The sequence below is a fragment of the Frondihabitans sucicola genome (assembly GCF_030296615.1).
GTDB classification, from domain to species: Bacteria; Actinomycetota; Actinomycetes; order Actinomycetales; family Microbacteriaceae; genus Frondihabitans; species Frondihabitans sucicola.
Genome location: NZ_AP027733.1, coordinates 87,714 through 101,713, shown reverse-complemented (window position 1 = coordinate 101,713; position 14,000 = coordinate 87,714). Strand labels below are relative to the sequence as shown.

Genomic DNA, 14,000 nt, shown 5'->3' with positions numbered 1-14,000 from the left:
GCGGCTAAGCACTGGTTGCGCCAGTGACGCCCCACTGCGGCACCCCGGTGCTATCCGTGTAGCGCACGAGGTCGACGTGGTAGGTCACGGGCGAAATCTTCTGAGCATCCTCGCTGCCGACGGCCTCCTGGTCGACCGACACCGAGACGCGAGCGGTCCCCTTGGTCGGGTCGTAGCTGTCAACGATCGGGACGGCGCCAGAGAGGGTGCCGATGAACGCGCTGTTCTTGGTGAATCGGCTCGACCAAGAGTCCTGTGCGGCCTTGGTGATGGAAGCCTCCGCGCCGGGCGCGAGGACGGGAAGGTGCTTCGCGAAGTCGGCGGCACTCTCCCCGCTGCTGTAGGTGGCCCACTGGGGGGCGAACCGCTGGGCGGCCTGTCGGATCGCGTTCGCCTCGTTCGGGACGGTCGGAACCGCCGTCGGCTGGCCGCCCGGCGTAGACGAGGCGGAGTCTGGCGTCGAGTTCGACGACGAGTCGGTGTTGCTCACGGTCGAGCCGCTACCGATCTCGTAGAAGCTTCGGTCCTGAGCGGCGAACGGATCGGCGACGTAGGCGGCGACAACTGGCGTCGAGTCGTCTGGTGTCGTTGCGGTGGCCGCCGCGGCTGCCAGGGGCTCGACGCCGAACTCGACGCCGAGGACCCCTTGGAAGCGTTGGACGCGAGGGTCAGGCCGACGATCACCACGACTGCGGCGATAGCCGCGCGCTTGACGATCTTGCCGCGGTGCGTGGAGAACAGCCCCCGCTGGACTACTTTTGCCATCAGTCGTTCCCTCCATCCGGGTTGAAGATCGAATTGCGCTCGGCACGGCGTGCACGTCGGCGCTTGCCGGGGCGGAAGTCGCCCGCCTCGTCGACATCGGGACCGGCGTCGGCGATGGCGCGCGAGGCGGAGTCCGCCACGGCCTCGACCGACTCCTGCTTCTGGTCGCGCATGGCCTCCTTGACGGCGTCAACGATCTTCTCGGTGTCAGCGCCGGACTTGTTTGCCCCGACGCCCCACAGGCCGCCCGTGCCCGACGGGCTGGGAGCGGGCGCAGGAGCGGGTGAGGGTGCGACCGTTCGCGGTGCCGGGAGTTCAAAGTCACCGCGGTGGCGTTCGGAGGGCTGCTCGTCGGCCCAGCTCGGCCGGGTGCGCTCGGCATCGCGTGCCCAGGCGGCCGACGCGGTGTCCGCCGCGGCGGCTCCGGCGGCGGCGGCGCTGACTGCCGCCGCAGACCCCGCGACAGATGCCGCGGCGGTCGCCATGGAGGCGGCGGTCGAAGCGGCCGCTTCTGCCGCAGCCTGACGCGCAATGTCGGCGATCATGGCCTGGTAGTCATTGATGCCGGAGCCGACGATGCCCGAGATGTGGTTGACGTCCGCGGGGCTCGCAAACGGGTTCAGGACTGCGTCGCGGGCCTTGTCGACGACCCCGAACATCGGGTGGTCGGACGGGACCGTGGATGCGACCTGCGAGAACGCCAGTGCGGTGCGGAAGCGCTCGTCCATGCTGTCCGACTCGCGGACCGACGGCAGGGCGGCGACCAGGTTGCCCAGGCCTTCCCTGTCGAAGTCCGCAACGGGCAGAACCGACGACGGGGACACGACCACCGCGGGGGTTCCGTACGCGCGGACGTGGTCCGCCAGTTCGGACGCGGCGACCACCATGATCTCCTCGTCGCCGCTCGCGTTCGCCCAAATCTGCTGAGCGACAGCGGCACCCGCCGGGTGCGTGACGTCGATCCGAGCGGCGTTGGCGCCGTAGGTCTCCACGATTCGGGCACCGGAGTCCTCGATGATCGCGTCGGCGGCCTGCGAGCGGCCACCGAACTGACGCTCGACTTCGCTGGCCGTGCGGAACGTCCAGTCGTTGTCGGTCGACGCGAAGCCAGGGCGGTTCGAGACATCGCCAACAGCTCGTGCGGCGGCGCGCTCAGCCGTCTCGGTGTTGTTGTCAGAGAAGGGCGCATCGGACGACGGGCGGTTAGAACGGTCTCCGCCACCGCCAAACGACGGGCCGCCCGCGGCCTCGCGGTCCTTATCGCGGTCTTCGCCGCGCTCGGCCTTGCGCTTCTCGTCCGCCTCGCGGTCCTTCCGGCGCTCCTCCTCGCGCTCAGCCTTCCACTCCTCGGATGCCTGCTCCGCATTGGAGGGGTGGTCGGGGTCGCCCTCGTGGTACTTGCCCACGCGCTGGCGGTAGTCCTTGAAGAACTTCCGCTTTTCTTCCGTGACGGCCTTGTTCTCGTCGTACGTGTTCGAGCCCTTGTAGCGCATCCAGTCGGCGAGAGCCTGCTGCTTGCCACCCTCGGTGAGGCTGCCATCAGCGTTGCGCCCATAGAGACCCGCTGCGGCCAGCTCTTCGTCACTAGCGCCCCGTGAGGTGAGGAGCTTCCGGCGCGCGAGATCGGCGGCATCCATGGCCTTGACGCCGATGCCGTTGTTGTTCACCTCAGCACTGGCACTCGCAAAGGCGCCGCCGACGAGCTGGGTACCCATGCTCATAGCGCGAGCCGATGCCCCGAGGACGCCGCCCCGACGCGAGAGGCCACGAGTAGCGGTACCCAGGAGGCGCTGTGCCGCTCCGGGAGCCTTGAGGGCAGTGAGACCGCCCTTGGCGAGACCGCCGAGGCCCCCGACGCCAGCCAGGGCGCCGGAACCGGCGAGCACCGGCGCGGCGATACCCGCGGTAGCGGCGACGGCACCGGCGACAGCGGCGACCTTGAGCGCGGTCTTCGGGGCGTTGGCGACCTTGTCGATGACCTTCGTGTCGCCCTTGGCTGCCGCCTTGAGGATGCGAGTCAGCGGGATGGCGAAGAAGAGCAGAGCGAAGTAGAACGCCAGGACGGAGAGCGGCTTCAGCAGCCACGGGATGGATGCGTTGCTGAGGACCGTGCTGAGGGACTTCGCGATGAAGATCACCATGATCACAGCGACGACCTGCTTGATGACGTTCGCCAGCAAGACCTCGCCGTACTTCTTCGCGAACGCCGAACGCTTCTCGTCCGGGAAGGCGCCGATTGCAAGGAAGAGCGGAGCGAACATCATGAGGAAGTAGAACGAGAGCTTCTGGAAGATCAGGTACATCGACACGAAGCCGAGCACGGCCAGGATGATGAGGGCAACGAGGCCACCGGCGACGGCGGCGCTGATGCGCTGCTCGAAGGCGTTGCCCTGGACAGTGGTCCAGACGTGCGACGTTTTCGCGGTAGCGGTGTCGCAGCTACTGCCGTATCCCCACTTGTTCGCGTCGCTGTGCGTGGGGTCTGAATCACCCAACGAGTAGTCGCCACCCGTAGTGCCGGTGTACGTGTCATTGCAGAGCGCCCGAACGACCGACAGGAACGGAACCTCGTGAGACGGTGCCGCCAGAGCGGGGGAAGCAGCGTCCTTCCAGTCGTTTGCGTTCTGCGAGTTCGTCCAGTAGGAGATTTTCGATCCAGCATCGGGAGCCTTGCTGGGGTTGTAGTTGCCGTTGTTCCAGAGGTTGACGGCTTGCACGATGCGCGCGTCGCCGGGGCCCGCGTACTGGCCATTCAGGATGGCGGCCGACCACGAGATGGTCGTTCCTTCCGGTCCGTTGTTCGATTCGATGAGGCGGTCCTGCGCGGCCTGGTCCGGCCCGACCTCGCCCATGGACCAAACGGTGTAGGGAAGGGAGTACCAGATGGCCTGGGATACGCCGGTGGCTTCCGTGAAGGTGGCACCGCTTGCCTGCGTGCCATGAAGCACTTGGCTCACGATGTCCGTGTTGCAGCCGCCGCCCGACGCCGTGCCGATCGAGCTGAAGTCGGTCCCGGTCGCGCTCGTTCCGTTGCTCGAATTGAGCATCATGCATGATGCGAACGAAGTCAGGTTGGTGACGGCGTTGTTGGCGAAGTTGAAGACGCCCGCGGAGTTGTTCTGAACGTAGAAGAAGATCGAGAGGATGAATGCCACCCAGGCGGTCGCCGAAAGCAGCTTGCCGAGCGACCCGCGGGACTTGATCCACGCGAACGGCAGGCCGATCATGACGGCGATGACGACGAGCCACGGCTTGAAGATGCCCGCGAAGAGACCAATGACGGGCGAGACCATCGCGGAGAAGACCGTGTACAGGATGTTGTTCATGGCGAAGCTGACGACCGCCATGGCGAAGGAGCTGGGGAAGACAACGAGCGCGGTGAGGAGGAGGTTCGAGACCCCCGTGAGCAGGCTGCCCTCCGACATGCACGAGGCGCCGTAGTTGGTCCAGCGCAGGGTCGACATGCCGTAGTCGGAGTACCCGGTGTTCAGGATGTTGGTGAGCTGGCTCTTGTTGCTGGAGTCCTTGAACATGGTCTGGAGCCGCGCGAGGCCGCTCTTGCCCGACCCAGTGTCAGGGTCCGAGGCCTTCACCGCGTTGGCAACCTTCGAGGAGTCCTGCTTGTTGAGCCCGAGCCACACGCTGTCGAAGCCCTGGATGCCGGAGGGGTCCGGGACTGCTTCCGGGTTGCAGAAGTTCAGCACGCCCGCGGCAATGTTGGCGCCGGTGTCCCAGGGCATCTGGAATGCCTGGGCGGACCCGACGCCCGCGCCGCCGACGAAGGCGACGATCAGGAACAGCCCGGAGAGCGCCATCATGAGGCGCCGGACCAGGCGGCGCACGGGGCTCTTCGCTCGGACGTCGCGCCTCTCGGCCTGCTTGGCGTCGAACGCCTTGCGGGCGGTGTCGACGAGCGCCGGGGTCGGCATGATCGGCTTCGGCGTCATGCGCCGGTTCAGGGCCAGGATCGTCATGGTTGCTCCGTGGTGAGGGGGGATCAGGCGGCGACGGCCGAGGAGAGGAGGTTGGGCTGCTGCTGACGCAGCTCTTCGAGGAGGCGGGCCTTGGCGTCCGGCTGGGTGTTGAACCGGTCGAGGAGCCACTTGTCCCAGATGTCGACGAAGACGCGGGCGATGCGGCCCTTCTGGTCCCGGAAGAGGAACTCGCCAGCGCCGAGACGCATGAGGGTGCCGATGTTGACCTCGTTCGGCTCGATCTCCAGCATCGTGCAGGAGGCGATGGCCGAGTCCTTGGTCTGGCACTTCCCGGCCCAGACGGCGGACAGGGAGTTGGTGTCGAAGTCGACGGCGGCCTGCGAGAGCTGGCGGACCTGAGCACGCTTGGAGCGGCCCATGCGGCGGAGCCAGTTGACGAGGGCCTCGGCGCGCTTGGTGCGCTTGATGACGTGCCACTCGTCGAAGACCAGAACCTTCGGCTCTTCGTCCGGCAGGCGGTAGAGGAGCGAGCGGATGTAGTCGGTCATGAGGCCGGAGATGACGTCGTGGATCGTCGAGGTGCTCGTGGGCTCGGTGCCCTCTTCGGTGGGCTGGAGGTTCAGCGCGACGAAGATGGTCATGGACCCGGCCTCGACGGTCATGGAGCGACCGATGCCGGGCTCTGCGAAGAGGAGGCGGCCGAGGGTGTCCTTCGACTGGGTGTCGAGGTGCTCGCTCAGGGTCTGGGCCATGTCGATCCACTTGCCGCGGACCTCGTCCTGGACGTTGACGACGTCGCGGAGGTCGCCGGTGCCCCAGCGGTCGAGGCGCACGAGGACCCCTCGCATGCTCGGGGTGGTGCCTGCGGTGCGCTGCGACTCCAGCTCCGCGTTGACAGCACGCTGGATGATGCGCGCGTAGGCGGTATTCGAGGGGTTGTTGGGGGAGACGAAGCGGCGGCAGAGGGCTTCGAGAATCTCGATCGCCATGGACGCGCGCTCGTCGATCTTCTTCTCGGCGTCGACCTCGGCGATGCCGAAGGCGTCGAGCGAGATCGAGGCCTCGGGGTCGTAGAGGTCGATGAGGCGGACCTTGTCGGGGTTGAGCATCATCTGCTTCGCGTAGAGCTTCAGGGGCAGGAAGTCTCCTTGGGGTCCCAGATGAACTGGGTGATGCCCTTGTAGCCGTCTTCGAGGGCGCACTTGAGGCCGCGGGACACGGTCTTCCCGGAGCCCGGGTCGCCGAAGACGATCTCGGTGGGGGCCTGGTGGGCGTCGTCACCGATGTTCTGGAGGTCGTAGAAGACCGGGACGCCGCGCTGGGCTGCCCCTGGGAGTCTGCGACGACGGTGAAGCCCTGGTAGAGCCCCTTGCCGTCGCCGACCTCGGTCGACACCCACGGCTGACCGGAGACGAAGAAGTCGGCCTTGGACTTCTGCATCCAGTCCTTGATCGTGACCTCGGAGCCGGGGAAGGACTGGTAGAAGAGTTCGCGCTGGTCTCGGGCCGGAACGACGAGTTCGAACTCGATGTCGCTGTAGTGGCGCTTGAGCGCGATCACCTTCTGGAGGAGCCCCTCCTTGGTGGTGTCGGTGACCATGAAGACGGCCTGCCAGTACATCATCGGCAGGCGGCCCGCCGCGAGGTCCTCGGCGAGCTTGCGCAGCTCCGACTGCTGGCGGAGGGTGCGCTGGTCGGTGTTGTGTCCGACCTCGGCGTCATCGGAGACCTGGTTCTCGGCGGCGTTGATGGCTCGGTCGAGGTCCTTGCTGGCGCGGGTGGAGTCGACGACCTCGAAGTGCACCGAGATGTCGACGGGGAACGGGAGCGTGGAGGCGTGCTGCATCCACTTCAGCGAGTACGACACCGAGTCGGGCGTGTGGGCGAGGGGAGGTACGCGGCGTAGGAGGTTCCGGTGCCCGTGGGCGTCTCGAACTGCACGCACTTGTACTTGTCCTTGCCGTTGACGCCGAGGTCGACGACCTCGGTGTAGGCGGCCAGGGTGGTCTGCCATTCGCCGATGCCCCACTGGAGGCGGTCGGCGGGGGTGACGTCCGGGGTCGGCTGGGCTGGGGTGTCGAGGTGGCGCACGAGCCACTCCAGGCGGCGGCGGCTCTGGGCGTCGGCCTTGAAGAACGATCCACCGAAGGTCTGGTCGACCTGGTCGGCCTGGGCCTGCCAGTGGGCGATCTCCTCGGGGAGGGGCTGGCTGTCGTCGAGGCCGAAGCCGCTGGTGAAGAAGTCGGTGACCTGGCGGATGGTGCCCATGACGCCGCTGTAGTCGAAGCGCTCTCCGAGGCGGGTCGCCAGGTAGATGTCGCGGCTGAAGAACTCCGACACGTCGATGTTCTCGCGCGTCGCGTCGAGGTAGAGGCCGAAGCCCGGGAGGGCGCGCTCGGCGTTGTGCGCGAGGAGGGCGTCTTGCCATGCCTCGGAGCTGTAGGTGTGGTTGGTGACGAGGAGGTGACCAGCGTTGCCCTGCTCGGAGGGGAAGGACCGGTTGAAGAAGCCGATGCCGCCGAGGAAGTAGCCGACCTTGTCGCTGTCCTTGAGGTAGCCCCAGGGCTTGGTGGGGATGGAGTGCAGCGACCATGCTGCCTCGCGGCTGAGGAAGAAGTCGTTGTTGCCGTAGACGATCGGGAGGCGGTTGGCGTCGCGGTCCTCTACGGAGAGACGCGAGAGCTTCTTGATCTGCTCGGCCTTGCGCATGTTGTCGATGAGACCCATGTGATTCGGTCTTCCTAGTCGAAGGTGACTGTTTGGTCGGTGGAGTTGTGAAGCATCGTCTGGCGCGCAGCGCGGTCCAGCTTCTTCTCCTCGACTTCGGCGGCGCGCTGCTCCTCGTGCTGGACCGAGTGCTCGGCCATCCAGCGATCGAGGAACGACACGTTCTCGTAGTGGTAGTTCTCGTCGCCCGCACCGGTGGCGAGGGAGTCGACGGGCTCGGTGATGTCGGCCGACACCCACTGGCGCTGGTAGTGGAGGCGGCGACCCGTGACGGTCTTTCTGGCCTGGGGAACGCCGCGGCGGTGGACCGGGTCATCCAGGAGGCTGCGCAGGAGGGACGACACGGTCCCGCTGACGGTCTTGGCACTCTTCATGGGAGTGCCGATCTTCTGCGCAGCCAAGAAGGTGGGGACGATCAGGTAGACCGCGAAGGCCGCCCACGTGAGCGTGATGTGGAGCAGGTGCACGATCGGTGCGAGCACGAGACCGTAGATGATGCCCAGCAGAGCGAGGGTGCCGAGGATCGCTACGAGCTGGTCCTCTCCGAGTCCACGCTTGAGGGGGACTGCCATGTCGCCGATGGAGCGGATGCGCTTCCTGATCTTCGACACCGCGGTGTAGTTCTCGACGGTGATCTGCGTGGCAGCCTGTGCTGATTCATCGGCCATCAGAGAACACCTCCTCGGTTAAGTGCGGCGAGGGGGACAGCAGATGCTGACCCCCTCGACGCGATTGATGCGGGACGGGTCAGAACCAACCGACGACCGTGGTGACGATCTTTCCGAAGAGACCCGCGAGGGTGGAGGTCATGAGACCGGGGTTCGAGATGAACGCGCAGATCAGCGCCGCGCCGACGAAGACCAGCAGGGCCTTCATCAGCTTGCCGCCGGTGCGAATCCAGGTCACGAGAGCCAGGACGCTCGCGATCACACCGATTCCGGTCAGAAGTCCGGGGGAGAAAGGCATTTGCACTCCAAGGTTCAGAGGCGTTGGCCGGAGCCGTTGCGCCCATGAGGTGGGATGCAGCCTTGCGGGATAGTGCTTGCGCGACTCTCTGCAAGAGCTGCGGGGAACGGGTTGTTCCCCTACAAAGAGTCAAGTCGAAATCGACCTTGAAATGGGGCGATTTCCCCCGATCATTGACACGTTTATGCCCGTTTTCACTGGCCATCGGCGGTGGGAGAGGTGGTCTTCTCCGCCGTGGGTGCCGTGGGCTTCGGAGTCGTCCAGAGATTGGCCTTGTCGCCGGTCTGCGGCGTGCTGATGTCGCCCGCCTGGCTGCCGCCGACGTTGGTCTGCTGTTCGACGGGAGTGGGCTCACCGGTGACGAACCACTGGTTGCCGCCATTGCGGAGCTTGACGTCGTACCACGAGGTGAGCTGAGCCGTGGAGCCTGCGACGGTCCAGGTGACGGACACGGTGGCCGTGTAAGTCTGGCCCGACGTGATCTTGGCTCCGTTGGAGAGGGGCAGGTGCACCTCGTTGATCGTCGGCGCGGGGGTCGAGTCGAAGGCCCCGCCGAGGCCGACGAGTTCGGCGTCGTTGGTCGCGTACTGCTTCAGGGTTGCCTGGTCGCTGGCAGCCCATGCGGCGAAGAAGCCCGGGAAGTATTCGGTCTGGAGCTTCTGGCCCGAGACCTGGTCGTCGCTGGTCGGCTTGCCAGCGGCGTCGACCTGGTTCGAGGAGATGGTGGGCGCTCCGGTGCGGGGTGCACATGCGACGGGCACCGGGTTGGCGGTCAGGGCGAACGCGTAGGAGGTCGCCGAGGTGAAGCCCTTGGGGTGGTACGCGTAGATCGGCAGCGAGACGCAGCGCCAGGTGCCGTCCTGAATCTGGTAGCTCGCGTCGACCCAGGCGTGGTTGGCGTCGACGATGGTCGGAACCGGGTTGACGGTGGAGTACAGGACCTCCTGCTTGCCTGCACCGTTCCATCCGGCCGAGGGGTCGAGGCCGCGGCTGAGGTACTGGCTGAGGAGGACGGAGCGCTGGTCGGTCTGGTCGCTGGAGTCCCAGGTGCCCCAGGTGCGCACGACCTGGCCGGACCACATGACGGCCTGCCCGGTGGGGAAGTTGGAACCGCGGTCCTTGAGGGCCTGGTCGACGGCGGCGGCGATGTCGGACTTGTTCGCCTTCGCCCCGCCGACGGCGAGCGACGTGAGCGAGAGGACGGGGGAGAGGACGAGGGCGGCGCTCAGGAGCAGCCAGTACTTGCGGTTGCCGCCGTAACGCTGGCCGAGGGAGATGCTGGACTTCTTGTCGACAGCCTTCGCTCGGACCTCCGCAGCCTGACGCTCCTTGCGGGACTGCTTCGGCGCCTTCGTCTTCGACGCCTCCTGCTTGGCGGCCTTCAGCTCTGCCTTGGAGGGCTTCGCCGCGGCGGGCGCCTTCGAGCCGCGACCACGACGACGGGACTCAGGTGCGGGCTCGCTCGGGTTGAACGACGGGGCGGCTGCCGCGACGGTCGGCTCGACCGGCGGGGCGTCCCAGGTGCGGGGATCGCTAGTTGCCGCGGGGACCTCAGGGCGAGGTCCCGGTGTGAAAGCCGAGTCGAAGGCGTCGCTGTGGTTGTCAACCATTGGTGGTGTCTCCTAGAAGTCGTGTCTTTAGTATAGCAACTTGCAGACGCAGAACCGCCCCACGGAAACCGTGAGGCGGCTGTGTCGCTGCTGAACCGGGGGGTGGGGGAGGTTAGGCGGAAGCCTCGTCGTCCTTGGTTCCCCAGGAGGGCCCTCGCCGTGGAGTGGGGGCGGCCTCGTCGACCGGCGGGGTCGGGGTGCGACGTGCGGGCAGCCAGTCCGGTCGGGGGGTCGCGACGGGCGGCGTGCGACGAGCGGGCGCGAAGCCCTCCGGCGCGCCGGTCTGAGCCTTGATCGACTTCAGGGAATCCAAGAGGCTGACGCTGCCGGGTGCCCCCTCCTCTCCAGGCTCCTCGACCTCGCTGGTGGCGGGGATGGTCGGCTGCACCAGAGGAGCATCGGCGGGGGCGGCGGGCGCCGGGTCGCGCGCGATGAACGGCGCCACAGGGAACCCGGGTGCCGGAGCATTGACCGGTGCGGTCGGCAGGGGCGCGAAGGGGAACGCGACCGTCGGTGCAGGGTCCTGGGTGGCGGGCTCGTGCGCGACCGTCGCCCCACTCTCGGGCATGCTCGCAGGCGAGGCGTGGAAGGGGAACGCCGGTGCGTTCGATGCCCCAGGCAGCGGCAGCGCGGGTGTCGACGCCGGAAGCGCGGGAGCCTGCATGGGCAGGGCCTGCGACTGAGCAGCTCGGCGATCGCGGTAGTCGGCCAGGAGGTCCGGGTCGACATCGGACGAGATGGCCGGGGCTGAGTAACTGAGGTCGTCGCCCCAGTTGCCGTCCATCGCCTCCTCCTCGACGAGGCTGGTCGGAGCGGGGTCACCGTTCAGGCGAGCGAGGCCGCGAGCCTTGGCATGCTCGACTCGAAGTCGTGCCGCCTCCGAGAGGGCAGCATCCTCCGGGCCTGCGCTGTTGAGCGAGGCGAGGATGGAGGCGCGGGCGATGGTCTTGATCTGCACAATGTCCTGCTCGATCTCCTCGTTGCGGACGCGGTGGCGTCGGAACGGCTTGATCGTCAGCCAGGTGTCCGTGCCGCCGGTGAACCAGATGTAGGCCTCGCGGTCGCGGAGGTTGAGGTCACCCGGAGTGAGCTGGTCGCCACGGTCGACCTTGGCGAAGCCGCGGCCGCCGACGGTGACCTCGCGGCGACCGCCAGCACGAGCGTCAGACTCTGTGCCCGTCTGGAAGGTGAGCCACGGCACCTTGCTGAGACCGCCGACCAGGTAGTCCTGGGTGAACTTGTCGGGGACGTTGTAGGCGATCTTGGTGCGGGCGTTGGAGAGGACCTCGTTGCGGGTCGACTCGGGCCAGGAGACCAGCGACTGGGCGACGGGCCACACCCACACCTTTGCCTCTCGGGCCTGGCGCAGCATGTTGTCGAGCAGCTCGGCACGCTCTTCGAGGACGGAGGTCTCGTCGGGCATGAAGAGCACGGGGCGGATGTTGGCGACGGGCCCGTTCATTCGGGCGCCGATCATCGCGGTGATGTCCTGGATGAGCAGGGAGCCGATGGTCACGACGGACACGGCGTCGAGGCTCGTGGCGAACGAGAAGTAGATGATCGCACCCTCGTCGACGGCGTCGCGGAGGTCGAGCACCGTGGCATGCGGGTCGGTCGGGGGCGGAGGTACTTGCCGCCCGAGTTGATGATCTTGTTGAGGTTGCCCCGCAGGCCTTCGAGGGTCTCCGGGTTGATGCCAGCGAGGCGACGCTTCCACTCGTTGTACTGCGCCTTCGTCGAGTCGTGGGCCGCGAACTCTTTGGCCCGGTCGAGCAGGAGGGAAGGGGTGCAGGTGTTGGCGAGGAAGTCGAAGGTGCCCTCGCCGGGGAGGGTGCCGACCTTCTCCATGATCTCGATCTGCACCGGGAGGTAGGCCTCGATGGCGTTCTTGTAGAACTGGCTTCCGCCTCCCTCCGCGAAGGGCATGGCGCTGACGATGACGGAGGCCTTGTCTGTCGCGAGTCCGGGCCAGGCGAGCGGGTCGTAGTAGACGCCCTCCCCGTCTGTGCTGCCGTAGAGGCTGAACGAGTAAAAGGGCAGGTTTAGGCGGCGGGCCATGTCACGCAGTGCTCGTTCGACACCCTTGGAGCCCTTGAAGTCGGCGTAGATGCCTGCGAAGTTTCGCTCCATGCACTGGTCGAAGATGTTGAGCGCCTGCACGGACTTGCCGGAGCCCGCGGCTCCCAGGATGACGCCGTGGCCGAAGTCCTTGTCGGCCTTGCGTCCGATGATCATTCCGTGGCGGCGGCTGCGCCAGGGGAGGGTGTCTTCGTCGTGGATGCCGAAGGCGATGTGTCCGAGGTCGGGGGCCTTGCCCTCGGCCAGGGCCTTGATGTTTCGTCCCTCGCGGAGGCGGTAGAGAAGCCCGAACTTCTTCACGTGCCGCAGGTACTTCTCCGACGCGAACTCGTAGTGGTAGCTGGAGAGGATCGAGGAGAAGCCGACGAGCATGAGCGAGGGGGAAAGGCCGAGAAGCTGCCACTGGATGATGCCGCCGACAAAGGGCTTGTTGTCGATCGCGGTGAGCACCGTTTCGTAGCCGACCCGGAAGATGATCGTGGGGTCGGTGAGCACCAGGAACACGGTGACCGGAAGACCCAGGAGCATGAGCACCAAACCGCGCTTGTGCCAGGAGTCGTTCGAGCGCTCGAAGCCGTAGTACGAGTACAGCTTGCCCACGAGGGCGGGCAGCGACAGCACGGCAGCGATGGCCAGGAGGACCATGCCGAACGCATGGATGCGCTCACCGATCCACTTGCGTCCGGCGAAGTCGCGCTGCTGGTCGAACCAGGGGTAGGCGTTGGACATTAGCGAGCCACCTTCTGTAGGTCTTCGGCGATGAGTTGAAGCTGGGATGCACGTTCGTGTTCGGGCAGGTGCAGGTACTGGATGTCGGCCTCGCGGAGACCGTTGCCCAGGTCGCGCAGGAGCATGACCCTGACATTGGCGCCGGGGAACTCCTCGGCTGCTCGAAGGACTCGCTTCGCGGTCGCGGGGTGCTCGCACACGTACCAGGTGGCGGCGATGTCGAGGTTGCCTTCGTAGGCGGACAGCTTGGCCTTGTAGACGTCCATGGGCCGGTTCGTGTCCCGCTCGACCTCGACGGCGATGTACTTGTCGCCCGACGAGGTGGAGAGCACGAGGTCGGGTGCTTTCTCGGTGACCTCTCCACCGCGGCGAAGGAACCCCGAGCGGTATTTCTGGGGGAGGTCTTCGCCGGAAGCGTCGTGACCCGTGTCGAGTTCTCGCTGGGAGAAGACCCGGGCTCCGGTGGTCCCCATCAGGCCCTGAAGCTGGATGCCGACCTCTGCTCCGAGAAGGGCGTGCTCGATCGAGTAGAGGTTGATCGGACCGAGGTTGTCCCACGAGGTGTCGGCGGCGCGACCACCGAATCGGGTGGCCGAGTAGATGAGCTGACGGTCGAGGGTGAGGTTGCCGACGACGAGCGGGCCGTCACCTCCGACTGCCTCGACGCGAGCCATCTTGCCGAGGCGGCGACGGGCGGCTTCTGCCCGGCGGCCGATGAGCCGGGAGCGCTCCTCGACGCTGAGCGTTCCCGCCGTCGCGGCATCCGGGTGCCACGAGTGGTACGGCTCTTCGAGAGCGATGAGGTGCCGCGGCGTGAGGCAGTACCAGCGGGCGAGTGCGCGGACCCGGGCGAGGTCAGTGGCGTCGATGTCGATGCCCTCGGAGCGTCGCTCGTTCGTCCGGCGGTCGATCACCCCGATGCGGCTGGTGGCGGGTAGGCGTCCCATGTGTCTCCTTCGTGCTCCCTCCAGCCAATCGGGAACGGCCTCGGATTAATACCCCTCGATGCCCCGCTTTTGCGCAGACTTCTACCCCTTTTCAAACCCCGTCTTTCGGCGCGCGTTTTGCCCTGTCTTTGCTCTGTTGGCACCGACAGGGCTATTTCGTAACGAGCGTTGCGAGAGCCCCGGAATAACGCGGGTTAGACGGCCAGGCCCCGGCCCCAAAGGGAAGTCACATTGGGTGGTGAG

Annotated in this window: 12 protein-coding genes; all 12 read right to left on the bottom strand. The window is 66.7% G+C overall.

Annotated elements, in window-relative coordinates:
• Positions 1–4: 4 nt before the first annotated feature.
• On the bottom strand, positions 5–490 hold the full coding sequence (locus QUE79_RS22460) for a hypothetical protein (RefSeq protein ID WP_286347289.1): 486 nt from the start codon (positions 488–490) through the stop codon (positions 5–7).
• Positions 487–765, bottom strand: coding sequence for a hypothetical protein (locus tag QUE79_RS22455; protein WP_286347288.1), 279 nt, complete (start codon positions 763–765; stop codon positions 487–489). Before QUE79_RS22455 ends, QUE79_RS22460 begins: the two co-directional genes overlap by 4 nt.
• The gene (locus QUE79_RS22450) at positions 765–4,739 is read right to left on the bottom strand and encodes a type IV secretion system protein (RefSeq protein ID WP_286347287.1); all 3,975 of its coding nucleotides are present in this window, start codon (positions 4,737–4,739) and stop codon (positions 765–767) included. The genes QUE79_RS22455 and QUE79_RS22450 overlap by 1 nt, the downstream gene beginning before the upstream one ends.
• A gap of 23 nt (positions 4,740–4,762) precedes the next feature.
• Entirely contained in the window at positions 4,763–5,812 is a 1,050-nt protein-coding gene (locus QUE79_RS22445) for an ATP-binding protein (RefSeq protein ID WP_286347286.1), read from the bottom strand.
• A gap of 17 nt (positions 5,813–5,829) precedes the next feature.
• Positions 5,830–6,099 carry a hypothetical protein gene (locus tag QUE79_RS22440; protein ID WP_286347285.1) on the bottom strand — a complete coding sequence of 90 codons (270 nt, stop codon included), beginning with the start codon at positions 6,097–6,099 and terminating at the stop codon, positions 5,830–5,832.
• A gap of 451 nt (positions 6,100–6,550) precedes the next feature.
• Entirely contained in the window at positions 6,551–7,426 is an 876-nt protein-coding gene (locus QUE79_RS22435; protein WP_286347284.1) for a hypothetical protein, read from the bottom strand.
• A 14-nt stretch (positions 7,427–7,440) separates the two neighbouring features.
• Complete coding sequence (locus QUE79_RS22430; RefSeq protein WP_286347283.1) at positions 7,441–8,094, bottom strand: hypothetical protein; 654 nt, start codon at positions 8,092–8,094, stop codon at positions 7,441–7,443.
• A gap of 79 nt (positions 8,095–8,173) precedes the next feature.
• Positions 8,174–8,392, bottom strand: coding sequence for a hypothetical protein (locus QUE79_RS22425; protein ID WP_286347282.1), 219 nt, complete (start codon positions 8,390–8,392; stop codon positions 8,174–8,176).
• A 194-nt stretch (positions 8,393–8,586) separates the two neighbouring features.
• Complete coding sequence (locus QUE79_RS22420) at positions 8,587–10,002, bottom strand: conjugal transfer protein (RefSeq protein ID WP_286347281.1); 1,416 nt, start codon at positions 10,000–10,002, stop codon at positions 8,587–8,589.
• Positions 10,003–10,114: 112 nt separating this feature from the next.
• Positions 10,115–11,599, bottom strand: coding sequence for a type IV secretory system conjugative DNA transfer family protein (locus QUE79_RS22415; protein ID WP_286347280.1), 1,485 nt, complete (start codon positions 11,597–11,599; stop codon positions 10,115–10,117).
• Positions 11,515–12,810 carry a type IV secretory system conjugative DNA transfer family protein gene (locus tag QUE79_RS22410; RefSeq protein WP_286347279.1) on the bottom strand — a complete coding sequence of 432 codons (1,296 nt, stop codon included), beginning with the start codon at positions 12,808–12,810 and terminating at the stop codon, positions 11,515–11,517. Before QUE79_RS22410 ends, QUE79_RS22415 begins: the two co-directional genes overlap by 85 nt.
• On the bottom strand, positions 12,810–13,757 hold the full coding sequence (locus QUE79_RS22405; RefSeq protein WP_286347278.1) for a hypothetical protein: 948 nt from the start codon (positions 13,755–13,757) through the stop codon (positions 12,810–12,812). The genes QUE79_RS22410 and QUE79_RS22405 overlap by 1 nt, the downstream gene beginning before the upstream one ends.
• Positions 13,758–14,000: the final 243 nt, after the last annotated feature.